The organism is Trichocoleus desertorum AS-A10 (assembly GCF_039962155.1).
Classification (GTDB): domain Bacteria; phylum Cyanobacteriota; class Cyanobacteriia; order FACHB-46; family FACHB-46; genus Trichocoleus.
This window is the reverse complement of record NZ_JAMPKN010000032.1, coordinates 13,091-38,813: the sequence shown is the minus strand read 5'-3', so window position 1 is coordinate 38,813 and position 25,723 is coordinate 13,091. Positions and strand designations below refer to the sequence as shown.

The following is a 25,723-nucleotide window of genomic DNA, read 5'->3' as shown; positions in this document are numbered from 1 at the left end:
TTTAGAGAAAGAGAAGGAGTTGAGCGAGTTGAAATCCCGGTTTTGGTCGATGGCGGCGCATGAAATTCGCAACCCGATGACCTCGATCCTGGGATGTGCTCAAATGCTGGAGCGTGAGTCCAATTTGCCCGAGGAGCGACGCCGAGAGTTTTTGTACATGATTCAACAGTCGGTCCGCAGAATGGACCAGTTGTTAAACGATTTATTGGAGATTGGTCGCGTTGAAGGCGGCAGTTTGAAGTTCGAGCCTGCGCCTTTAGATGTGGAGCAGTTCTGTCAGCGCTTGGTGGAAGAAATCCAATTCAGTGCAGGTGCTCGCCAACACATCGTATTCCATCATCAAGGAGGCTGTGAGCGGGCTTACCTCGATCAAAAGCTTCTGAGACACACGCTCACCAATCTCCTGTCCAACGCCATCAAGTATTCCCTCGGGAGCAGCCCGGTCTATTTAGATCTCGTTTGCACGGATCAACAGGTCACCCTCCAAGTTCGAGACACGGGAATTGGTATTCCTCTGGAGGCGCAACGGCATCTATTTGAACCATTCCAGCGGGCGAGCAACGTGGGAAAGGTTCCGGGCACGGGATTGGGGCTGACGATGGTGAAACGATGCGTGGACTTGCAGGGTGGGCAAATTGCGGTTGAGAGTGAAGTGGGTGCCGGAACCACTTTTATTGTTCAACTCCCCCAGCATGAGTCCGTAAACAGCCAACTGCAAAGAACGGTTTCAGGTTGAGAAGAGGCATTCCCCGGGGAACTTCGCTTGACTTAGACTGAGCCATTAGCCCTTCTATTTGGTCAAGAAATTGCGACGATCCGTTGCTCAAATGGACATGAGTATATGTCAATCAAGGATGCACCTGGTATCAAATCCGTTTGATGCGTCGTTACTATCGAGTGACAGACGGACTTGTGTCATCTTCGTTCAATAGCAGGCGCTCAAATAATACTCACAACTGGTTACGGGTTTTCCCAATTGAGTGAATTTGTCTGAAAGCTCCTGTATGTCTGAGTTTCTATCGTTTCTGACTAAAATGGCTCCAGTCTTTTTCGTTGAACCGTCGGCAGGAGTAAAAATGCCCCAAATACAACAGTGGCAATGGATTCCTACACATTTGACCGTAGAACAGTTTGAAGAATTTGTCTTGCCCCACCTGCACCTCGGTCGTCGTGGACCTCAGCCAAAGCTCTCTTTACACGCAGTCTTCAACTACATTTTGAAACTATTGTACCTCGGCTGTCAGTGGAAAGAATTGCCTATCGAAAAGGACAAAGATGGGCAACCAGAAATCCACTACACCAGAATCTACCGCACCTTTCGGCGGTTTGAAGCCCAGGGCTGCTTTGCTGCGATTTTTGCGGGGACGGTAGGACTCCTCCACCAGCAAGCGTTGCTGGTTATCAGCGTGCTCCACGGCGACGGAACAACCACCGCAGCAAGGAAAGGCGGCGATCACCTCGGATTCAGCGGACACAAGCATTTGAAAGGCGATAAGGTTGTGGCTTTCTGTGACCGCAACTGCAATGTGGTTGCCCCGTTTGTTTCAGCTCCTGGCAATCGCAATGAGTCGCCGCTGTTGAAAGCAGCCCTGCCGCAAGTCACCCGCATTGCTCATCACGTCGGACTCGACCTCAGCGAGACGATCGTCTCGCTCGATGGGGTCTACGATAGTCGGGCGAATCGCAAAGCGATTTTCAACCGAGGCATGGTGCCGAATATTCCTGAAAATCTGCGTGGGAGAAAGACCTCGAAGCCCAGACGTAAGCCGATCTTCAACCCAGCACTCTTTCAGGAACGGTTTCGCACTACCGAGCGCGTCTTCGCTTGGGAAGACAAGTTTCGGCGCTTATTACTGCGCTTCGAGCGAATCAGTCAGTTGCACTACGCCTTGAAAACCTTGGCTTACAGCCTGATCAATCTCCGACATTTCTGCCAGGGCTAATTCCTTTCGTGATTCATGTTTTTTGAGGTCTCACTGGCACAGGCCCAGACTTGTCCTGCCTTGAAATCGGGAATATGAGCTAAAGCAGCAAAGAAACGACTAGAAATGATCGTGCTGTTGCTTGAATAGCTCAATCTGACCTTGTTGCTCAAGATTTCACAGCAGCTTTCAAACAAAACCCGCAACCAGTTGGAAGAGACAGAGCGGCTTTTGGCACAGGCGCGGAGAATAGCAGCAAGCAAGTAATATTTTTATACGACCTGCTAATGTATAAACCGTCAGTAATTTCATCTACTGCGTACTCACCTTAATCTTTAAATATTAATAAGTAGTGTGAAAGCTACGGCCCTCACCAGAAGTTTAAACAGCTCAATAATAATTAGCACTATTTAAGATCTTAAAGCTAGGAACCATGCAGAAATTCGTCCGCCTAATTATTTCAAATCAGGAAATTAGGCGAGATGAATGTTTCTATTTAGCTCCGTAATTTGAAGCAAGAGATCGATCCTCAATACAATAGGTATATTTGTTTTAGAACTATTGCGCCCGAGCGCAGAATTCCTAACTCAACTTCGTTCGTCCATTGCTCATGTGACAGTTGACGGACAAGAAAACGGTTTTCTCAGTTTTCAAGATAGGGAGTGAGATCGTCTTTGATACGTTGGGTTTGGGGTCATTATTCCTTCGCTCCTGAATTCCCTTGTATGCCCACAAGCTTCCAGAGTTAGGACAATGAACCCTCTCAACGAGACTATGAGCAGGAATGACAGCTTGATAATAAGTTGTAGTCCCATTTTCCCTTTCAAGCGATCGATGTATTACTTTTCATGAGGCAGTTTCATTTGCTCTGAAATAGGGTAGGTTAAGTTGAGATTTCGATGCTCAGCAATTCTGTCAATTCAGCCAAGACTGAGACTGATTTGGATGACTGCACTAGCTAGCACTGCGAGATAGGACAAAGCCTGTATTGCAGGCAAGACTCTCCGGGTATGGCGGCTTACAGAGTAGACAGGTTTGAAAAGAGGCGGGAAATGCCGAATTTATCCCTGCCCGAACTACCCGAATTCCTAGTCAACTGTCTTATAAATGTACAAATCTTATATATAAGAGTTGGTATATCTGAGGGCTACAACCCTTACAGCAAAGCATCTATAAGATTTTCTCCTAAATACATCTTTGTATGTGAAATGGCAACCATTTCACAGGTGAAACGTTCTGTTTGTCTTATAATCTATTCAATACAAATATACTCTAGTTGAAATGTCTTGTCTTTAGTTACCCCTTTTAGTTAATTGTAGTCAAGTCTGTATCGCTTAAAGTACCCCTTCCCGAGGGAACCCCTTTTGCTATGAGTCAGAAAACAATAGCTGATGCTTTAGATGCTTATTATTCTTACCTTTTAGGTGTCAATCCTCAATCTAGCAAAGCAGTTTGTAGCCAAACGACAACTGCCCTTATCCGCTACACGCTGCCTGGATGGGGGTACCCGGCTCCTGAAGGCAATAAAGTGACTCGGGAAGAGATGGATCTTGCACAGCATACGCTTGCGCAGCTCCCTATCCTAAAACTTAAAAGTGCTTTAGACGCCCAAAGTGCAGTTTTTAAGAGCCTTAATAGGCAAGTATACGCATATCGGTCTAGGCTCAAAGCGTTCATCGATTGGGCAGAGAGCCACGGATGGCTTAATGAGCCGAAACCCCCTTATGAACCAGAGTTGTCAGACAAAGTATACCAAGCTGAAGCAAATTTAAAGCGAGCCCCCAAAGCCTACCATGGCAATGGAAAGATAAGTAGTAAAAAGGTTACTAATAAAAGACGTAGGATCGATCGGAAGTTTAAACCTGGATTTGAATATGAAGCGTCTCTGCTTCATGAGGAAGTTAAGGAGTTCAAAAGCTTCTTGTCAGATACTGATTATCCAGGTCGTTTACAGAAAGCTTGGAAGCCTGTCTCAATTAGAGAGACATTAAAAGTTATTGGATACATGATTTCTTGGGCACATTATTATCAGGGTGTACCAGAAGAATATTTAAGCCTCAGCCTTCTAATTCCAATTGAGATGAATACTCCAGGAATGGAATATTTAGTTGGGAAAGATCGAATGAAGGTCGTGAAGGAGAGCGATGAAGCAACTCAGCTGACACACTATTTCGATACTTGGTTATGCGAATTCAAACAGTTCTTGAGAAAACGCAACAATGTAAGCCGTTCTATATTAAATAGGTTAGGAAGGCTTGTTCCTCTGACTAAGTTCCAGTATAGAACAAGAACGAATGATAGAGGATACCGAGATATCTCAATACTGCGAAAATTACGAAGTCACATGAATCAACTTCAAGAAGAAGCTGATGAACAAAATCCAGTGGCTAATGAGTCGAAAAAGTGGCTAGATCTTCCAGATGTTCTATCCAAAGTTGTTCACCCTTTGAGACTACGATGTGAATGCCGTAGCTTAAATGGCAGATTGCGTTCTCCTACTATCATTGCTACAACATTCAGGGATTTTGTCATTTATGGGTTGCTGACATTCCGTCCACCTCGAAGAATTGGAGAATTTTGTGGGTTGAAATTTGTTTCTAGTTGTTCTCTTGATACTCCTAGACATCTCAAGCATGGGGAATTTATTCATCCTGTTCTAGGAGAAGAAGAACGTAGAAGCAGTACAGAGAAGTGGCATGGATATCTTTACAAAGACGTTGTTTACAAAAATCCTAAAAGTGGTTTGTGGTATACATGTGAAAAAATTAATGCTCATAATCCAGTCGATCCTCAATCAGGTGAATTTTTAGTCCGTTCAGGACTTTGGTTTCTAGATATGACACCTGAAAGCTACAAAACCGGAGCTACCTATAAGCATCAGGTACTAGAAGTTCCAAACCCACGGTTTAGCGACGGCAAGTGCTTTTACGACTACTTAGAAGCATGGCTATATGGATATTATCGGGATAAACCAGGTAATTGGAAAAGTGGAGGCGAAATCTACGAAAGCCCGAATGAAAACTGGAAATTGTATCCCCTGAGAATGCTATTAAATCCAGAACATAATTACGTTTTCTGTAAAAAAGAAGGAACCTATTTTCGAGACCCAGGGCAAGATGGTAGTTTTGGAAACCTTATCCCAAACTGGGCTAACCGATTTACTGGACAACGTATGAATGCTCATTTACTTCGGGACATTTATGCAACTTGGTTTCTAGATCAACCACCAGAGCCAGGGCAAAGTCACGAGCAGCAGATTCATTCTCTAGCCTATGCAATGGGTCACTCTGTAAAAACGCTACGTGAGATTTATGACCGCCGCTGTCCAGCACAGAAAAACCGTCCGATCGAGCAGGCTATGGAAACTGTGATCAAAACTTATCTAGAACCAAACGCAAATTTGGAATACACGGAATTATCTACCTCTCCTCAAATTCATCCTGCCATCTTAGCGATCCTGACACCAGAACAAAAACAGCAACTAGGTTTGATCCCTTAATAGAAAATCATTCTGAGATATCAAGTTTCAGAGAAAATAGCTAGAGTTAAGAAGCCTTATTTTTAACGCTTTTGAGCCTCATTTCTACATGTATTTTTATTAGAAACGAGGATTAAAATTTGCTCTCGCTTCGTACCAATATTAAGAGTGACATGTAGCACAGTCACTCAGTATCAGAGATATTTTTTATAACAATCGATGATGCGCCATTCTGCATTCTTCAACTCCGCTCAACGTTCTTCTCGCACTGTTTTCTAAAGCAAAGATTCAATTTGCGCCACAGGCAACGTCAGCGTTAGGGCGGCAAATATTTTGGTCTGTATGGTGCCGCTAAGACACGCCCAGACATCCAGCCATTGGATAGGCTCAACCCAGTGGTAAAAGGTCTCAGCTACCGTTTCTAACACTTGTGCTGACGTTTCACACTCTGAGATGGCTGTCTCTAATACCGGAGCAAGTAAAGCGGCGATGTCATCTGTATCGGAATCATCTGTTTGACTAGTTTTGCTATTAGAGCCTTCTAATAGCGTTTGTAGTAATTTCCAGTGTTGCGAAAGATACTGCTGACTGTAGGGAATGAGGGCTGAGATCGCCCGCTGCGTGATTTTGCTGCCTGTGGCTTTCAGTTGATCCACCGCAGAGCGAACGGCAATCTCGAATCGCTCTCTTTTGGTACTGGCATTGAGCGTGATCTCTGAAGCTTTCAGCTTCTGGATCGGGCAATCGAGTTCAAAGTCGGAAAGAATGATGATTTCTAGCGAGGTTTCGAGGCGGCGGTGCGATCGCAGCCGTCCGATCGCTTGGTGAAATTCAGACAGAATCGAGCGATCGACAAGGGCATGAAATTGGGGATCATCGTCTTGGGGCTGCGTGCCGGTGCAAATTGCGTATTCCGCCTGTAAGTCTGCTAGATTGCGACAAGGAGTCCCAATTAAAATTAATCGCGTGGTCTGCTCAAAATCATTGACACCGCGACTGTCACGCCACCAGCAGCCGGCTCCCTGGGTTGCAAATTTCTTAAAATCAATCACTTTCGTCGATTGATCTTGCTGCTGATAGTGAGCAATGATTTCATTCACACGGCGCTGTTGCTCAGCACCGCGCTGCATTCCCAGCCGTCCCACATCGGTCACCTGAATCAAGGTAAGATTCTGCGATTTTTCCACCCGTTGCTGACACACAAAGATTTCATCAATTGAGCATCCGAGTTTTAGGGCTAAATCTTGGGGGTGCAGTGTTCCATCCAGGAAGATGGTGGCTTTAGTTGCTTTAACAAGATTTCGATGTCGTAAATCCGGTAGAGTCAGGGTCAAGCCGTCGTAGCCAAGCCGGGTTGAACTGCCGGAGTGTGTCCCATCCAGAATTTGAAGCAAATCGGGCAACCACTGTTTGATGACTCGTTTCTCGGCTTGCTCGGCTAAATCGGGATCGCGCTCTGAGAATTGCCTGCGCAGTTGTCGAGGCAGGTCGGCAAGATCCACGCCATGCTGAGCGGTTGTATTGAGAAAGCTGAGATCCGGGTGCAAGACTCGGCTCACTTGCTCCACATTGATCGTTAATCGAGGAAGCTGGCTCATTAATTCTGAGTGAGCGATCCCGAATCGACTCAGCTTGGTTGAACCGTCAAGCAGCGGGATCAGCGCCACTAAAAGCGGCTGGAGCTGCTCAAATAATTCCGGAAACTCTGCGAGTCTGAGAATCGTTTGTTCTAAATCGTTCAGCGTCACTAAAATCTCCTGCTTGACGCGGAAATTCTGTCCTGGCTCATCAATTAGAAGGACTGTCTCGGTTAAGGGGTAATCGATCGGGTCTGGAAGACTATCCAGGTGGGCACGCAATTTTGGAGAAGACAACGCAGATCGGCGTTGATTGAGAAAACCATACCCCGGACCTTCTGCATGAGTGCAGGCCTCTCTCAGTGGACAAGTGCTGCAAATCAGCGAAGCCGTATCGGAACCTTTGACATACTTCTGGCGCAGTGCGGTTAAAAGTTGCTGGCGACTACAGTTTGCGGGAAGATTTGGCGTTTCGTTTCGGCTGACTCGCTTCAGTCGTACCCTCCCGCCTGGGGTCGTTTCTCGCATCAGTCCGCCATGCCGCGCTTCCAGATCGATCCAGCCATTTTCTTGCTCTAAAGTCGTCACCGTGGGATTGCGATGTTGGTCAGAAGCGTAAATGACCTGCTTCGCTTGAAACAATTCTGGTTCAACGTGTCCTGAATCGTAGGACTTACCAGAGCCAGGAGGAGAAGTATCAAGAATGAATCGATAGCCTTGAGCGATCGCAGTTTGCCAAACTGCGAGGCGTTGTCCTGGTAAATACTCGGATTGCTCACACTCAACGACAGATCTCAATGCGGCGGCTGATTCTCGCGGGTGCAGCGTTTTCTTCAACGTTCGCTGAATGCGCTCTAACCAATCAAATCGAGGGTGTGCGATCGCTTCGATTTGGGCGATCGAAAGCCACCGAATTGCATGGAAATCATCAAGTTCATCGATGTCGGAATCTGTCTTAGCTTCTTGTCCCCACCAGGCAACTTGAACCGAGTAGCTCCATTTCTTCAGCAATTTCCAGGTCGCGCGGTACTGTCGCATGACATGAGCGTTGCGAACCGCTCCCGCATCCGGGTAGAACTCGATCGTTTTCGTTCCCAGTTCCGCAGCTAAGGTGTCGATCGTGATTTTTAAGGTTTCGGGGCTGCTGGCAAACTGTCCGCCTGCGGCTCCGATCATGATTTGTTCCCGGCGTTGAGCGGTAATGAAGGGTTTTGCCCCAACGCCCTCTACCAGCCCGATCTCGCTTCTTGTAATTTGGGTTGGGCGATGAACGGCGATCGGGAGTTCTCCGTTCGATAGGTGCGGTGTGGCTCCATTCGGAGTTTTCTTCGTGGCGCTGGTAAACCATCGATAGCGTCCACCTGCATCAATGTGACGCAGCCGAAGCTGGAAACCGACGAGCTGCCCATGAACGTTGCGAATCGGACAGAGATATCCGGGCTGGCAATTGAGATGGAAGCCATCGGGATTAACTCCAGGCAGGGTTACAGGTAGGGGAGAAGTGAGCGCTTGCCACTGTTCGACGGATTTTACGCCCCAAGTTTCAATTTGAGCGTCGGTTAGTCCTCGGCAGTGCAGATCGGCGCGATCGTCGGGGTGCAGTGTTAAAGCATCTAGTAGTTGGCGATAAGCCTGGTCGCGCACGTCGGCACTCAGCGCAGGTGGGCGAAATTGTGCCTGTGATTCGGTTCGAGATTGGGAGCGCTGACGAGATCGATCTACACTGTTCTGCTTTCTAGCAGCGCGTCCGTCATCGATCACGAATTTGCCCCAAAGTCGGTCTTTTGTCAGACCGATGAACTTGAAGCCGGAGGGCGTATCCACGGCATCAGTGAGATTCATGCAGAGATGCAAATTGTTAATTTGGCGGCATTTACCGCTGATATCACTGCAAATCTCGCAGTGATTGCCGCGTTTCGTCGAGGAGAATCTGCAGTGGCGAGCAGATGAAGCGTCGGAAATTAGCATGGTTCTCTGTCTGAATAAGGAGCAGAGACAGAGAGCAGGAAATAATTTGGTTGAGTCCGTCAAATGATCATTGACATCGAATTTCCATCGCTCTCTGCCTTGAAATGAAGCGAAGGGAGAGAACCATGCCTAGATCTGCGCTAAAAATGCACAGCAAAACCTCTTGCCATGTGCGACAAATGAGGCATAATAAAAAGCATGGCACGTGGCATCACAGGTGACTCTAACTATCACGCCGTCCAAAGCATTCAAGTTAGCGTCCCCGCCTCCCGTTAATTAAAAGTAAATATCAAGCTTTCAAAGCCTCCTCTGTTTGCAGCATTGGGGGTTTTTGGCTTCTAGGGGTCTAGAACATCGGTTGAACCTCACGATTTACAAGAGTGAACACTCGGTGCGCCATGAACGATCTCTCACACTGAAGTGAGTCTAAGTGTACCAGGTCATTTTCTCTGATCGATGATCGATTCATGGCGATTTTTTTCAACTGCTATCAGGATATATGGAGAAGTCCTGATTTAGCGCATCTGACGCATTAAGCAATCATTTAGGCAATAGTGACCGACTGACAAGAATGATTAGTTTCTCGCTACTTCTTAGCTCTAAACTGTCGCACCGATTCAGGACGAGACGCGGTCAGCTTCGCTGCGCCAGGGGCGACCGCAGCGCCCAATGCTAGATGCTCAGTATTCAGTGTTGGGGAGAAATCGACTTCAATTGAGGCGCTGATAGCTGTCACCCTCCAAATAATGAATCTCAATCACACCATCTTCCCAAAACCAAACTTCCTTCACGCCCAAAGCCTTGTAGCGTTTTAGCTTGCTCGGTCCGCCACTGGTGATTACAACCTTGATCGCTAAATCTGGAATCGGCTTCTGAGCGTCAAAACAGTAAGACTCATCTGCTTGTGCAGCAGCTTCATCTTCACACTTCTGGGAGAAAGAGCCAGTGGCGACGAATTCAAGTCCTTCCGACAACATATAGTCTTCAACGAGAAAGCCAATATTCCCCTTGACAATCTCGTGTTCTGGCGACGTGCCCAAGATCTCAAGCTCCCCGCGGTAATAAAACAAACGGACTCCAGGCGAATTCGCAAAGCCTCGCTGAATCGCTTTGAAGTCTTCCCAACTCACCCCAGTTTTGACAAATCGTTGCTCTGTCGGTTGTTCTGATGGCTTTGGAATAACTGCAGTCACGGCAGCCGCACCTCACTTCGTGGATTCTTGCTTCTGTTCGTATTCCCTTGCTGCCTTCATCAGAATCGTTGCAGCTAAATTACTCAGACTGCGATTCTCTTCTGCCGCCTGTTTCTCAAGAATTTTGACAATCTCTTCATCCGAAAAATAAGCGCAAACGCGCCACTTAGCTCGACTTTATCCATTAGGCAGCGTAGCAAAATGCCTCTAATCAACAGCTAAACACTTGGCTCGGAACTTTAATCAGGTCGCGCTCAGACCCCGACCGGTATTCAAATTCCAGAAAACGAGAAAAGCGTTTGCCAGTGAAGACAGCGTTACAAAACTTGTAGTTTTGGTAACCAAAGAGAAGTTGAAATACTGAGGTTGCGCTTTCGACTTTTTATAGCACTGGAATTTTTTGGTTGCCAAGGCTGAAAAGCTTGTAGACCAGAGTCTATAAGGATTACCAAAGTTTAACCAACGCTTCTACGCTCTTCGACAGTAGAATGAAGGCCATACCACACGGTATGGTTAATGAACCTTGTTTAATCGTTGTGTTTTATGTTCATGCCCGAACAGTCGGAGGTTGCAATGCCGGTACGAGAGACACGTCAGCGGCTTGGACTCTCGCAAGCTAAATTTGCCGCAGCGCTAGGGGTTTCTTTTCAAGGTGTGAATCGTTGGGAAAACGGACGCACTAAGCCTTTACCAGTCGCATTGAAGCAGATTGAACTGTTGCTACACCAAATGGGCAGACGGGGCGAAGATCTACTGATTCGATATTTTAGGAAACCGCAGCAATGACAGGTTCGGCACAGCGCAAGACTGCTAATTCCATGTTTGCAGGTGGTGGCGAGATGGGCGAGCTGATGCGATCGTATGACTGGTCGCAAACACCATTAGGACCTATTTCGGGTTGGGCATCAAGCCTAAAAATAGCCGTAAGTATCTGCTTAAATTCCCGCTTCCCAATGGTGATCTGGTGGAGCAAGGAATTAGTGTTACTCTACAACGATGCTTGGCGACCCATTTTAGGCACCAAACACCCAAAAGCTCTAGGGCGACCGGGGCAAGAGATGTGGTCGGAAATTTGGGACGTGATTGGTGTGCAGCTCAATGGCGTGTTGGAAACGGCACAGGCAACCTGGTCTGATGATATGCTCCTCCTCGTTGATCGCTACGGCTATACCGAGGAAGCCTATTTTACCTACTCCTACAGCCCCATTTTCCTGGAAACGGGAGAGGTTGGAGGTGCGTTCACGGCTGTAACTGAAACCACTCGACGCGTAGTGGGTGAGCGGCGGCTTAGTACGCTGCGAGAACTTACCGCAAGTACTGTAGAAGCCAAGTCAGTTGAGGAAACGTGTCAGATTGCCTGTGCCACGCTTGCCAACAATCCTTATGATATTCCCTTTGCCCTGCTGTATCTGGTCGAACAGGATGGAAAACAAGCTCGTTTGATTGAAACGGTCAGGGTGGATAGGGGTACCTCTGCCAGTCCAGAGCAAGTTGATTTAACTCAAGCAGGAGATTGCTGGCAGCTTGCACAAGTCAGAGAAACTGGAAACAGTGCAGTAGTTGGTGACCTCACAACCCGATTTGGGCAACTGTCCGGTGGAGCTTGGGATGACCATACACATTCGGCGATCGTCCTCCCCGTCGCTCAAGCGGGTCAAAAGCAGCTTTTAGCTGGGTTATTAGTGATTGGAATGAGCCCCCGACTAGAGTTTGATGATGAGTATCGAGGCTTTTTTGATCTGGTTGCTAGTAATGTTGTAACCGCGATCGCTAATGCCCGCACCTATGAAGAAGAGCGCAAACGAGCCGAAACCCTGGCAGAACTTGATCGCGCTAAGACGCTATTTTTCAGCAATGTCTCGCATGAATTTCGCACCCCGTTGACGTTGATGCTGAGTCCGCTGGAAGAACTCTCAAACTCGCTGCATGGGCAGTTGCAGCCTGATCAATGCGAACAGTTACAGCTCATTCAGCGAAACGGGTTGCGCCTACAAAAACTTGTTAATACGCTGCTAGATTTTTCCCGTATTGAAGCGGGACGGGTACAAGCATCCTATGAGCCTACTGATCTCGCAAGCTATACGGCTGAACTTGCCAGTGTGTTTCGATCTCTAATTGAGCGGGCTGGCATGGATCTCCTGATTGATTGCCAGCCGCTATCGCAACCCGTGTACATTGATCACGATATGTGGGAGAAGATCGTTCTCAATCTCATTTCCAATGCGTTTAAGTTTACGTTCATTGGAAGTATCGCGATTCGATTACAAGCGATCGATGATTGCGTTCAATTCAGTGTTACAGATACCGGCGTTGGTATTCCTGAAGCGGAGTTACCTCGATTATTTGAACGCTTTCATCGAGTTGATGCCACAAGATCGCGCACCTATGAGGGATCTGGCATTGGACTGGCGTTAGTGCAAGAACTCGTCAAACTTCATGGTGGAACCATTAATGTCATTAGCCAGGTGAATCATGGGACAACCTTTACGATCTCGATTCCCTTGGGTACTGCCCATTTACCACCAGACCGCATTCAATCTCCTCAAACGTTTACTTCGAGCGCAATCAGTGCCATTTCATTTGTTGAAGAGGCAGCCCGTTGGCTACCAGAAGAGGATACAGGGACACAAAGATACGGGGACACGGAAAATTTTACTATCTCCCCCTCTCCCCTTCTCTCCCTCTCCCCTTCTCCCCCCGCTGCCCGTATTCTCCTCGCTGATGACAATGCCGATATGCGGAATTACGTCAAACGCTTATTAAGCGAGCAGTATGAGGTAGAAGCCGTTGCTGACGGCAGGGCTGCTCTGAGTGCAATTCGTCATACACCACCAAACCTAGTATTGACAGACGTAATGATGCCGGGGCTGAATGGGTTTGAGTTGTTAAAGACACTCCGCCGCGATCCTAAAACACAGCAGATTCCAATCATTCTATTATCGGCACGGGCAGGGGAAGAGGCGCGTGTCGAAGGGCTAGCGGCAGGAGCCGATGATTACTTAACCAAACCGTTCTCAGCACGAGAACTGTTGGCGCGGGTGGAAGCCACACTAAAGCTTGCCCAGCTACGGCAGGAAGCCGCCGAGCGAGAATATACACTACGGGCTGAAGCCGAAGCCGTCAGAGTCCGATTGGAAAGCGTTTTAGCAGGTATTAACGATCAATTTATTGTGCTTGATCGCCAATGGCGCTATACCTTTGTCAATCAACAAGTGATGACGGTGACGGGCAAGGTCCAGGAGGAGTTATTGGGGCACTGCATCTGGGAGGTGTTTCCCGATGTGAGCAATACGCCCTTTGAAGTGGCTGCTCGCCGTGCCGTTGACGAACAGACTTTTGTTCGAGTTGAGCTTTTTTATCCTCCCTTTCGGCGCTGGTTTGAGAACCGGATTTATCCCTTTGCTGAGGGAGTGACAATTTTTGTGAGTGATATTAGCGATCGCAAACAAGTAGAAGCAGAACGAGAACAACTTCTGACCCGCGAGCAAGCAACACGAGAACAAGCCGAGCAAGCAAACCGAATTAAAGACGAATTTCTCGCCGTGCTTTCTCATGAACTGCGATCGCCCCTGAACCCAATTTTGGGATGGTCAAGGTTGCTGCAAACTAGCAATTTAGGTGAAGCGAGGACAAAACAAGCCCTAGCAACTATTGAGCGCAATGCCAAACTGCAATCGGAACTGATTGAAGACCTGCTCGATGTCTCACGAATTCTGCAAGGTAAGCTCAACCTGAATGTGAGTTCGGTGAATTTGGCACAGATTATTCATGCCGCGATCGAAACCGTGCGACTGGCAGCAGAAGTCAAATCAATTCAAATCAAAGCGAATTTGGCTGAGGTTGGAATGATTTTGGGTGATGCAACTCGCCTGCAACAGATTGTGTGGAATCTGCTTTCCAATGCGGTTAAGTTTACACCCACAGGTGGTCAGGTGATGGTGCAATTAAAACAAATTGAGCATCAAGCTCAAATCACGGTAAGCGATACCGGAAAAGGAATTTCTGCTGATTTTCTACCTCATGTATTTGATTATTTTCGTCAAGCGGATAGTGCCACAACTCGCCAGTTTGGTGGATTGGGCTTAGGGCTAGCCATCTCGCGTCATCTGGTCGAGTTGCACGGTGGTACGATTCAAGCCGATAGCTTGGGTGAAGGGTTGGGCGCAGTCTTCACCATTCAACTGCCACTGATGTCCACTCAATCAAGCATTGATTCTGCAATTCAACCAATGGAGCCATCACTCGGTTTAGAAGGTATCCGGGCTTTGGTCGTGGATGATGACACCGATAGCCGTGATTTTGTTGCATTTTTGCTAGAACGGGCTGGGGCTAACGTCATTACAGTTGCTTCTGCAAGTGAAGCCTTTCAAGCGTTAACACACTCTCGATTTGATGTTCTCCTGAGTGACATTGGTATGCCCGAAATGGATGGCTACATGCTGATTCAGCAAATTCGAGCCTTGCCATCAGAACAGGGCGGGCAGATCCCAGCAATCGCTCTCACTGCCTATGCCGGGGAACTAAATCAACAGCAAGCTCTAGCGGCCGGTTTTCAGCGGCATTTGGCAAAACCGATCGACCCATCTGCCTTGATTGCAACCATCACGGCCTTAATTAGAAATACGAATCAATATTGTTTATGACTCGTTCCAACTCTGCTCCTGATTCACGCTCTGGTTAAAATATGTCTGCGACACCGCCACCAAAGTCATTGACTACGCCTGTCCCTGCGAATGAGCTTGAGCGATTAGCAGCACTGTATCGCTACAAGATTCTCGATACGCCTCCCGAAGCAGCCTTTGATCGCATTACCAGACTGGCAGCCCGGTTATTTAATATTCCGACTGCCCTTATTTCGCTGGTGGATGAATCAAGAGCTTGGTTTAAATCCTGCGTTGGTTTTGGTGCCGACGAAGTGCCGCGTGATGCCACGCTTTGCAGCTTTGCTCTGTTAACCGATGAGCCGCTGATTATTCCTGATGCCCGACTCGACGATCGCTTTGTCTGCAATCCCTTTGTGCAAGCTGAACCGGGGGTGCGCTTCTATGCAGGTGCGCCCTTGCTTAGTCATGACGGCTTCAATTTAGGAACCCTGTGTCTGCTCGACAATCAGCCTCGCCCTCCATTGTCCATAGAACAGCAAGAAACCCTGGTTGATTTAGCTGCAATGGTAGTGGATGAGTTGGAGTTGAGATTAGCAGCTCATCGAGTCGCTCAAGTCGATGCTGTGCTGTTGGAGGTCACGCAAGGTGTTTCCGCTGTTACGGGCAAAGCGTTTTTTCCCGCCTTGGTGCAACATCTGACCAAAGCGTTAGGGACAAGTTACGCCTGTATCAGTTTGTTGGCAAACGAGTACCCAGAGGCGTTAGAAACAATTGCCTTTTGTGCTCAGGGTCAAATCATAGATAACGTGGAATATGAGTTGCAGGGTACGCCTTGCTTAGAAGCAATTCGGCAGCAGAAGCTGTGTTACTACCCACAAGGAATCCAGGCTTTATTTCCCGAAGATCATTTCTTGGCGTTGTTTAGCATTGAAAGCTACGCCGCCATTCCGTTTTTTGATTCAACAGGTAAACCGTTAGGACTACTGAGTGTGATGGACGGCAAGCCTCTGGAGAATCTTCAACTTACCCAATCCTTGCTCACCATTTTTGCTGTACGAATTGCCACTGAACTAGAGCGACAGCAAGTTGAGCAGGAGCGAGAGCGCTTCTTTGCCGTGACATCGGATCTGCAAGTAATGACAAGAACAGACGGATACTTTCAGTGGGTCAGCCCAACGTTTGAACGATTACTCGGCTGGACTGTCGAGGAAATGACCTCCCGCCCCTGGACAGCCTTTGTTCATCCAGATGACATCAACCCATCTGTGTCAGAAACTGACAGCCTGTTCTCTGGCAATGAAACCTTGGCCTTTGAGAATCGCTATCGGCACAAAGATGGCTCTTACCGCTGGTTGCTTTGGAGGGCTCGTCCGTATCCTGAGGAGCAGATTGTTTATGGCGCTGCTGTGGATATTACCGATCGCAAACAGGCAGAGCTTGAGATTCAAAAGTTTGTTTCCCTAGCCGATAACAGTGGGGAGTTTATCGGCATGTGCGATCTGAACTTTGTCCCGTTTTATATCAATTCGGCTGGTCAGCACCTGGTAGGGCTGGATGATGTGCAGCAATACATTGAAACCTCAGTTGGAGATTTCTTTTTTCCTGAAGATCAAGACTTCATTATTAATGAGTTTCTTCCCCGTGTGTTGCAGGAGGGACAGGCGGAGGTAGAAATTCGGTTCCGTCATTTTAAGACGGGCGCACCGGTGTGGATGATCTACAACGTCTTTTATATTAGAGGTGAGAACACCCAGCCAATCGGGTTAGCCACCGTCAGCCGCAACATCACTGATCGCAAGCAGGTAGAGGCTGCCCTGCGCGAAAGTGAAAACCGCTTACGACTGGCGCTTGAGTCAGCCAAGCTAGGCACCTGGGACTTCAATCCCATCACTGGCCTGCTGCAATGGGATCAGCATTGCAAAGCCATGTTTGGGCTATCACCGGAAGCAGAAATTAACTACGATGTCTTTCTAGCAGGGTTACATCCCGAAGACCGAGATCGCATCGATCAAATGGTGCAGCATGCTCTCAATCCTGATAGTGATGGTGAGTATGATATTGAGTACCGCACCATCGGCATTGAAGATGGCATAGAGCGGTGGATTGCCGCGAAGGGAAAGGCATTCTCTAACTCAGCTGGAATCACGATCCGCTTCATCGGCACTGTCCTCAACATCACTCCCATAAAACGGGCTGAGGCAGAACGAGAGCAACTGCTGCAACGAGAACAAGCGGCACGAGAAGCAGCAGAACAAGCCAACCAGATCAAAGATGAGTTTTTAGCCGTGCTGTCTCACGAGTTGAGATCGCCACTCAATCCAATTCTGGGCTGGTCAAGGTTATTGCAGCAGGGAAAACTGGATGTGGCAAAAACGACAGCGGCACTGGCGACGATCGAGCGCAATGCCCAGCTACAAGTGCAACTAATTGATGACCTGCTCGACATCTCGCGCATCCTACGTGGCAAACTTAGCTTAACCACAACGCCCGTTGATTTGAGTAGCATTATTTCAGAAGCGCTCGAAACAGTTCGATTAGCGGCAGAAGCGAAAGCCATTCAAATTCAAACAACCCTCTCACTCAGTACTGCTATTGTGCTCGGAGATGCTGGGCGGTTGCAGCAGGTGGTGTGGAATCTGTTGTCTAACGCCATTAAATTTACACCCGCAAACGGACATGTTACGGTGGCGTTAAGTTCGACCGGCAGTCAGGCTCACATTCAAGTCACTGATACTGGAAAGGGCATCAAGCCCGATTTTCTACCCTATGTCTTTGAGCATTTCCGGCAAGAAGATGGAGCCACTACCCGCAAGTTTGGCGGGCTGGGATTAGGACTGGCAATCGTGCGGCAAATTGTCGAACTGCATGGCGGAACGGTTGCAGTTGGTAGCCTCGGTGAAGGGAAGGGAGCAACGTTTACTGTGCAACTTCCGCTGGCACCTCAATTGAATGTGTTACCCGCGCTCAAGCCGCCCCCTAATTCAACCGAAGATTTAAGCGGCATCTGCATCTTAGTTGTGGATGATGAAGCCGATTCCCGAGAGTTTGTGGCGTTCGTGCTAGAACAAGCAGGCGCGATCGTCACCACCGTTTCCTCTGGAATAGAAGCTCTGCAAGCGTTACCAAAAGTGTCCCCAGATCTCATTGTCAGTGATATTGGGATGCCAGAGATGGATGGCTACATGCTGATGAGGCAAATTCACGCCCGACTGGAGGGTAAACAAATTCCGGCGATCGCCCTTACGGCTTATGCCGGCGAGGTAGATAAACAGCAAGCGATCGCAGCCGGGTTCCAAAGACATTTCTCCAAACCGATTGACCCAGAGGAAATCATGAAGGCGATTAGCGCTTTGTGCCACTCCACCAAGGGAACGACTTGATTGAATTTACCTTCCTGGATCACCCATAGATATGGCTTTTGTAGGGATAGCTCAATTAATCCTCTGGCTTCTAGCAGAGCAATTCCAGCAAGGCGGAGATGGTCGATCTATTCCTTCAAGCGCTCTCGGTCTTTCACGGTAGATGCCTGAGAAAGCTGGCTCAATTGGCTATCGATCTCATACAGTATTGCCAGCCAGGCATTTGAGTGGAATGATGCAACGCTTAAGCTCAATTTTTCCCCAGAGGATGAAGCGGTTTAACTAATGGCCGTAAAAGATAGATTTGTTCTATAACATCTGCGCCCGAGCGCAGAAGTGCAGCCCTCAAACTTTGATTTACCGTTATCACTGTGCCAATTGCTCGCCAGAAGAATGCGGGTTATAGACCATTACCCAATGGTAATTTAAGCCAATTCTAGTCCAAGACAAGATTGACGTTGCCCCTGTGACAGTTCTTTAGCATGTGGAGATCGCAAGTATCACTCATTCAGCAACAAAGTTTGAAAGTCCGCAATTGAAGCTAATACAGTCGCTTGTCTGAGCAATTGCTTCAATCGATCAAGATCTTCCATCTGATTAAGCTGGTCGATTAATTCGGGTGGTACCGCTCCAAATCGCACATCTAAAACTTCCATCACTGAATCACGGGCATTCTGTAATTTGCCGCGCTCGATCGCAAATCGCTCAATCGTCGTCAGGTAAGGCATGGCATTTTCAGCTCCAAAACGGCGAACTTCAGTGTCGAAAATCTGGTCTAGCTCCGGTGGTAGCGTCATCATCAAATCGACTAACCGAAACAACTCTAAGATGGTGTCTTCACTATATCCTAACGCCTGCATTCCTTGAACCAGTCGCAGTTTCCACGTCAATCGATCCTCAGAATCGCCACTCGTTTTCTGAGTAAGCAAATGCGCTCGAACGAGCATTGCATAAGGGTTTAGACTCTGCTCTAAAAAATCCCACTGCGATTCGTAATCGAGCAGTTTAACGATCGGGAACTCAATTCCGACTCGACAGCCCCACAATGTGTAGTGATAGGCTTGAGGTCGCCAATTGAGTTGATCATCTCCCAATATCGCCAAGCTTACGACATCCCGATTGTAGCGGTCAAAGATTCGGTAGCTGTAGGTGTACATTCGCTTAGCAAAGTCTGAATCATACTGACTTTGAATCTCTACATGAATCAGAACCCAAGTTTCTTGTCCATCTCGTCGCCACACTTTAACGAGTTTATCGACAAATCGTTTACCGATCTCAGCGTCCCGCACGACTTGCTGAAATTCTGAGTCTAACGATTCGTAGCTCAGTTGCCAGTCGATTTCGGCGTGAATCTGAGGGAAAAAGAAGGCGAGAAATGGCTCGAAATAGCGCTCTAGCGCTTCTTTCCAGGGAGCATCATAATTAGCAGAAGGAGCAATAGTCACAGCGGTCGCTCGTTTCAGGGTACGGATTACTATATCGTTGATACAGAGAGCGCTTCGGCATCATTTCAATTGGTGTAATGCCTCGTTAATCTCGTTTACATCAAATGCTTCTGGGTTAAATTCTTCGCCAACCCACTCCAGCATCGATTCGTGCTCTGGGTGATTCGGATCTCGTAACGTTTCGATTAACTCCGTGTATCCCCAAGTGCCGCCGCAGTCTTCTGGTGGACAGGCTCGTTTACCCGTAACGCAAACCCCATAGCAAGGAATTTCAGGCTCGGCAGGCAAAACCTTCTCAATCAGAATTTCATGTTCCCAGCTATCCCCCATGTCATAGGTGTAGCGAAATTTAAATTTTTCACCAGACACCACTCGGTTCAGCTTTACTTTGCGTTCGTCTTTAACTTCCCAGTCGTATTCTGGATCTGGCTCACCATACTCCATTCCCTGGATAAGAAATAGATGAAGATGAGAGTCTGTCCAGCCCATTACTATCTGAATGATTTGATGCAGTTCGCCTAAACTAATATCGCTCCAAACCTGAACTCTTCGCCAGACGGGAGGGCGCAAATCTTGAAGTGTGATCTTGATCTGATAAAGGCAAGTAGGAATTGAGGGTTTTCGAGGAGGCATCACTGAATCTCTGAGCTTCCGATATCTAGACTAGTTCATGGCACGCAGCTTCTGAACTCTAAGTTGCCATTTTTGCCTCCTTGAAAACCATGACAAGATGTCATGGTTTTCAAGGAGAGAATGAGAAATTGCGTCAACTTCTTGCGCGAAGACAGTATTCAAAAGTATTTCAGCTAAAATTCAGAAGCTTTGAAAATCATAGGAATATGTAAGCCGTTCATGATTCTTACAGTTGCATCGTTTAAGGGTGGCGTTGGGAAGAGTACATCTGCTATACATCTTGCTGCTTATTTACAGAAGAAAGCTCCAACCCTGCTCATTGATGGGGATGTAAATCGCTCTGTTACCAATTGGGCAAACCGTGGCAATCCTCCTTTCAAAGTGGTAGATGAACGTCAGGCTGCTAAATATGCAAGGAGTTACGAGCATATTGTGATTGACACGCCTGCCAGACCGAGCCATGAAGACCTCAAAGCACTGGTAGACGGATGTGATCTGTTGGTTATTCCGTCGAGTCCTGATGCTTTTGCGCTTGATGCTTTGATGCTCACTGTTGATGCGTTGGTGGAGTTGGACAGCGATCGCTATAAAATTCTACTCACTATCATTCCACCAGCACCTTCAAAGGAAGGAGAGAAAGCACGAGCAAGTTTGACCCAGGCAGGACTTCCTGTTTTTAAAACGGGTATTCGGCGACTCATTGCGTTTCAACGCTCTGCGTTGTTGGGAGTGCCGATCGACGAGGTTGACGATCCTCGCGCAAAGCAAGGTTGGGAAGATTATCAGAAGGTTGGAAAAGAGATACTGTTATGAGCAATTTTGATGCCATTATCAGGGCAGCGAAGGGAAGTGCGGAGCCAAGAAGTAAAGAGAGCAACCTACCGGAACCAACAAAGTCTGTAAAAAGCGTCCTAGACTCAGCACAATCAGTGAGAGTGCTTGAAGATATTCTCGATCGAGAGACGAATACTCGCGAATTAAAGCAATCTCACGTTGAGGCGTTGGCAGAGTCAATCTCTGTGTTGGGGTTGCTAGAACCTTTAGTTCTGGATAGCCGAAATCGTCTCTTAGCTGGAGCACACCGCCTGGCTGCAATTAGGTTACTAAGAAACCAGAACACGCCTGCTTACGAAAAGCTTTTTCTATCGAACCTGATTCCAGTACGAGTTCTACCGTTTGATGCGGAGGAAGAACCAGACCGGGCATTGCAAGTCGAAATCGCGGAAAATGAGCATCGTCGAGACTATACTCCAGCAGAGGTGAGAGCACTGGCAAATCGGCTGAGATCGTCAGGCTATGTCGATCAGCCTGGTAGACCCACGAAAGGCACTAAAGCTTTACGTCCTGCTCTGGAAGTGATTGTGGGAAAAAGTCTAAGAACAGTTCAACGCTACCTGAATGAGGAGCAAACTCAGAAACCACGACAAGATGTCATGGTTTCCGAGCAGAAGATTTTGCATCAGGCACTCAAGAAGTTGCAGGCGTGGGAGTCGATGAGTGATTCCGGAACGCTGTCTCCTAAACGTCAAGCACTTAGCAAGCAACTTCCTAAACTGATGAAGCTGGTTGAAGAGGTAATCAGCGAAATTGAGGCTCAAGGCTCCAAGCCATAAATTTTGGCATCTCAAATGCAGTATTAATTCCCAGAACAAACAGGCAAAGGTCACGCGGCTGATCCCGCAGCAGTTTCTTGATGCGGTCAATCGCCTTCTTGTCCCGAATGGGTTCAACCGTGAGGACAGATCCGGGAAGCGGATGATGCGGATTTTCGCCTTTTTGAAATGCCATGCCAGCCTCGAGCTTTTCACTAAGTTATTACAACTTAAAGCTATTAACTTAATGAAAAAAGCCATCTCAAAAAATCAGCGAGAGCAGAAGACCGGGCTGAACACTCATCAGGGCAAGGAATACAGCTCTCTTTTCAATTCACTAAGTTCTAGGAAATCGTTAGTGAAACGAAAATGGGGTTTGAAAGATGGAATTTTCCTGAATCTCATCGTGCTATTAGTTTGTAGTACAGTCGTGTTACAGATCTTGGACTATTGCCGGATTAATGCACATGTACAACCGTCTTCAAACAAGATTCACCTCAACAAACTTCAAGCGTGAGCAGGACCTGAATACTACCAAGCCGAGCGCTCGGTGACTCATTGTTCAATAGCTGATGCTCTCGTGCTTCATTGGCGGTGAACTTGCAAAAACGCCGCTAGTCACCACGCTATTGCTCAAAGTGGGGTTAAATGGGAATTTTATCGCTCCGTTCTTTTGTCCTACGCCCCCGCTGATCACTGTGCTTACCCTGCTTAAAGTCAAACGTGCAGCAGTTTCCTTACTTTTTTCGTACCCAGTAGAGAGTTGCAGGATTCATATCAATGCCCCGTCTTCATATAGTTTTCCGACAATACAGCATCGCCCTTCTCAGTGTTGGGGTCGCGTTGCTACTGAAGCTTGTTCTTAATTCCCTCATTGGTGCAAGAACTCCATTTCTCTTATTTTTTGGGGCTGTGATTCTCAGCGCCCTTCGTGGGGGAGTTCGGGCCGGTATCTTGGCAACACTACTATCTGGGTTGGTTGTTGATTTTTTCTTTTTGGACCCCATCGTTGCGTTGGCGTTAACTCCTACCAATCTAATTCAAGTTGCTTTTTTTATTCTGGAGGGAACTCTAATTAGCTTCGTTATTGGCCGAATGCAACGGGCACAGCGCCAAACACATGCGGTTACCCTGCAACTAGCGGAGCGTGAAACGCAGTATCGCCAATTGGTTGATCTCTCTCCTGACACCATTTTTATTCAACAGCAGGGAAAGATTGTGTTTATTAATCGGGCTGGAGTCAAGCTACTGGGCGCAACTGAGACAGCTCAGTTACTGAGCCGGTCGGTTTTAGAGATAATTGCTCCAGCCTACCGAACTGCTGTTCAAGAGCGAATCCATCAGCTTCTAGAATTACAGCAGCCAGTTGCACTGGTCGAGGAGCAATTTCTTCAGCTAGATGGGACACCCATTGATGTAGAAGTCGTTGCCTCACCGCTAATTTATGCTGGGCAACCGGCAGCTCAAGTCATTGTGCGGGATATTCGAGAGCGCAAGCAAAGAGAGCAAATTTTACAAGATACACTGCAACGGCTTAACTTTCATATTGATAACTCTCCGGTTGCACTGATTGAATGGGATGCCAACTTCCGAGTATCTCGGTGGTCTCGACAAGCACAACAAATCTTTGGCTGGACAGCTGACGAGGTTACTGGCAAACAACCCGACGAATGGAAGTTTGTGTTTGTTGAAGATGTAGCAGCAGCTAGCACAGTTGTTGCTCAGTTGTGGGAAGGCACTAAGCAACAAGTGGTGAGCTTTAACCGAAATTATACAAAAACTGGTGGCGTACTCGATTGCGAATGGTATAACTCTGCTCTCCTGGATGAAGCTGGAAACTTAGTCTCAGTTTTATCTTGGGTTTTGGATGTCAGCACCCGGAAGCAAGCAGAAGCAGAGCGCAATCAGTTGCTTGCAGGGGCACAAGCCGCTCAGGCAGAAGCTGAAGTTCAGCGCAATCGTCTTTACTCCCTCCTGCTACAAGCTCCCGCTTTGATCTGTATTCAACGCGGTCCTGACCACATGTTTGAGTTTGCCAATCCACGGTATCGCCAAGTGGTCGGCAATCGTGAGTTGATTGGAAAAACTTCGCGCGAAGTTTTTCCTGATTTGGAGGGCCAAGGTATCTTTGAGTTGCTCGATAACGTTTTTCAGACTGGAACTCCTTTCGTTGGAGCAGAGGTTTCCGCTCAGTTTGATCGTCAAGGGAATGGCACAATCGAGGAAGGATTCTTTAACTTCATCTATCAGCCCACCTATGATATTCATGGGCAGGTAGAAGGTATCATTACTTTTGCCTTTGAGGTGACTGACCAGGTCGTAGCGCGACGCCAAGCGGAAGCTTTAGCAGAGGACCTCAGAGCTGAGCAGATGGCCTTAAGGAGAAGCGAAGCTCGCTTTAGTCGATTGGTAGAATCTAATATAATTGGGGTTATCCTAGCTGAAGCGGATGGCAATATTACCGAAGCGAATGATGCGTTTCTTGAGATAGTTGGCTATGGCCGTGACGATCTAAATAACGGAGTGATGCGTTGGTTTGAGATGACACCGCCCGAGTATCAGGAGCGGGATCAACAGGGCATTCGGGAACTTTCAATGACTGGACGCTGTACTCCATTTGAGAAGGAATATATTCGCAAAGATGGCAGCCGGGTACCGATTCTCATTGGCGCTGCCCTGCTCGAAGAGGACCAAACGTCCTGGGTCTGCTTCGTCTTGGATTTGACCGAGAGTAAACAGGTCGAAGCCCTACTACGGCAACAAGCTGAGGAGCTAGTCAAAGCCAATCGTCTCAAGGATGAGTTTTTAACCACGCTCTCTCACGAGCTGAAAACGCCGCTCAACGCCATCCTGGGTTGGTCAACCATGCTGCTTACCAAAACACAGGATGCAGCAACTGTAAACCGCGCTCTAGAGACAATCCAGCGCAATGCTCGGGCACAGAATCAACTGATTGAAGACTTACTGGATGTGTCTCGCATCATTACAGGCAAGCTGCGGTTGAATGTCCGGCCTGTTGTAATGGTCTCGGTGATTGAAGCCGCCATTGAATCTGTTCGTCCAGCCGCAGATGCCAAAAATATCCGCATCCAAAGTGTGTTGGATCCGAGTGCCGGTCCAGTCTCTGGCGACCCGGATCGCCTACAACAGGTGTTTTGGAATTTGCTGTCGAATGCGATCAAATTCACGCCGAAGAATGGGCGGGTTCAAATCCGGTTAGAACGCATCAATTCTCATGTTGAAGTGATGGTGAGTGACACAGGACAAGGGATTCGTCCTGACTTTTTGCCGTATGTGTTTGAACGCTTGCAGCAGGCCGACGGCTCAACGACTAGACATCATGGGGGGCTAGGCCTAGGACTCGCGATTGTTCGGCAACTAGTGGAACTGCATGGGGGAAGCGTGCGGGCAGAGAGTGCTGGGGAAGGACAAGGAGCTGCCTTTACAGTCGTTCTACCCATTGCCATTTTCCGTTCTGCCCCACTTGACGAAGCGCGGGTCCATCCCAGCGTCAGTGACCAAGCTCCCCCCATAAGTGCGGCCAGATTAGACGGCTTAACCGTATTAATCGTGGATGATGAAGCCGATGCACGGGAGCTACTGGCAGTGCTTCTTCAGCACTGTGGCGCAACGGTCCTCACCGTAGCATCAGCAGCAGAAGCATTAGCCGTGATCACACAAAGTCCACCCACTCAGCGTCCTGGTCTGTTAGTCAGTGATATCGGGATGCCTGAAGAAGACGGCTACACGCTCATTCAACAGGTACGAGCCTTAAGTCCAGCACAGGGCGGTACCATTCCTGCCATTGCGCTGACTGCTTATGCGAGAACAGCAGATCGGATCAAGGCACTCTCTTCAGGCTTCAATTCCCATGTACCGAAACCGGTTGAGCCCGCAGAATTTATCACAGTGGTTGCCAATCTAGTTCATCGCATATGAAGCACTTCTGCTT

General features: G+C 47.9%; 14 protein-coding genes. 9 read left to right on the top strand and 5 right to left on the bottom strand.

What is annotated here, in order from left to right; translation table 11 throughout:
- From NDA01_RS24595 to NDA01_RS24585, 3 genes are all read left to right on the top strand, one after another.
- The coding region (locus NDA01_RS24595) for a sensor histidine kinase (protein WP_190379543.1) at positions 1-736 on the top strand (736 nt) is incomplete at its 5' end.
- Between the two features lie 340 nt (positions 737-1,076).
- A complete protein-coding gene (locus NDA01_RS24590) occupies positions 1,077-1,943 on the top strand; it encodes a transposase (protein WP_190379546.1) in 867 nt (288 codons plus the stop codon).
- A gap of 1,348 nt (positions 1,944-3,291) precedes the next feature.
- A complete protein-coding gene (locus NDA01_RS24585; RefSeq protein WP_190379542.1) occupies positions 3,292-5,421 on the top strand; it encodes a hypothetical protein in 2,130 nt (709 codons plus the stop codon).
- A gap of 254 nt (positions 5,422-5,675) precedes the next feature.
- On the opposite strand, the gene NDA01_RS24580 is transcribed toward NDA01_RS24585, so the two are convergent.
- A complete protein-coding gene (locus NDA01_RS24580; protein WP_190379541.1) occupies positions 5,676-8,819 on the bottom strand; it encodes a hypothetical protein in 3,144 nt (1,047 codons plus the stop codon).
- 836 nt (positions 8,820-9,655) lie between these two features.
- Complete coding sequence (locus NDA01_RS24575; protein WP_347273280.1) at positions 9,656-10,138, bottom strand: Uma2 family endonuclease; 483 nt, start codon at positions 10,136-10,138, stop codon at positions 9,656-9,658.
- A gap of 573 nt (positions 10,139-10,711) precedes the next feature.
- Here NDA01_RS24575 and NDA01_RS24570 point away from each other — a divergent pair.
- From NDA01_RS24570 to NDA01_RS24560, 3 genes are read left to right on the top strand one after another with little or no spacing between them, the layout of a single operon-like run.
- On the top strand, positions 10,712-10,924 hold the full coding sequence (locus tag NDA01_RS24570; RefSeq protein ID WP_431193511.1) for a helix-turn-helix domain-containing protein: 213 nt from the start codon (positions 10,712-10,714) through the stop codon (positions 10,922-10,924).
- Complete coding sequence (locus NDA01_RS24565) at positions 10,921-14,781, top strand: ATP-binding protein (RefSeq protein ID WP_190379539.1); 3,861 nt, start codon at positions 10,921-10,923, stop codon at positions 14,779-14,781. The genes NDA01_RS24570 and NDA01_RS24565 overlap by 4 nt, the downstream gene beginning before the upstream one ends.
- 41 nt (positions 14,782-14,822) lie before the next feature.
- Complete coding sequence (locus NDA01_RS24560; protein WP_190379538.1) at positions 14,823-18,122, top strand: PAS domain S-box protein; 3,300 nt, start codon at positions 14,823-14,825, stop codon at positions 18,120-18,122.
- Positions 18,123-18,601: 479 nt separating this feature from the next.
- On the opposite strand, the gene NDA01_RS24555 is transcribed toward NDA01_RS24560, so the two are convergent.
- The gene (locus NDA01_RS24555; protein ID WP_190379537.1) at positions 18,602-19,546 is read right to left on the bottom strand and encodes an RpnC/YadD family protein; all 945 of its coding nucleotides are present in this window, start codon (positions 19,544-19,546) and stop codon (positions 18,602-18,604) included.
- Positions 19,547-19,606: 60 nt separating this feature from the next.
- Positions 19,607-20,179, bottom strand: coding sequence for a plasmid pRiA4b ORF-3 family protein (locus tag NDA01_RS24550; RefSeq protein WP_190379536.1), 573 nt, complete (start codon positions 20,177-20,179; stop codon positions 19,607-19,609).
- Positions 20,180-20,398: 219 nt separating this feature from the next.
- On the opposite strand from NDA01_RS24550, the gene NDA01_RS24545 reads away from it, so the two are divergent.
- Positions 20,399-20,992 (top strand): ParA family protein, encoded by a 594-nt coding sequence (locus NDA01_RS24545; RefSeq protein ID WP_190379535.1) that lies wholly within the window; start codon positions 20,399-20,401, stop codon positions 20,990-20,992.
- Positions 20,989-21,792, top strand: coding sequence for a ParB N-terminal domain-containing protein (locus NDA01_RS24540; RefSeq protein ID WP_190379534.1), 804 nt, complete (start codon positions 20,989-20,991; stop codon positions 21,790-21,792). The genes NDA01_RS24545 and NDA01_RS24540 overlap by 4 nt, the downstream gene beginning before the upstream one ends.
- Here NDA01_RS24540 and NDA01_RS24535 read toward each other — a convergent pair.
- On the bottom strand, positions 21,758-21,967 hold the full coding sequence (locus NDA01_RS24535) for a hypothetical protein (protein WP_190379533.1): 210 nt from the start codon (positions 21,965-21,967) through the stop codon (positions 21,758-21,760). The genes NDA01_RS24540 and NDA01_RS24535 overlap by 35 nt on opposite strands.
- A gap of 584 nt (positions 21,968-22,551) precedes the next feature.
- Here NDA01_RS24535 and NDA01_RS24530 point away from each other — a divergent pair.
- Entirely contained in the window at positions 22,552-25,710 is a 3,159-nt protein-coding gene (locus NDA01_RS24530) for a hybrid sensor histidine kinase/response regulator (RefSeq protein WP_190379532.1), read from the top strand.
- Positions 25,711-25,723 lie beyond the last annotated feature (13 nt).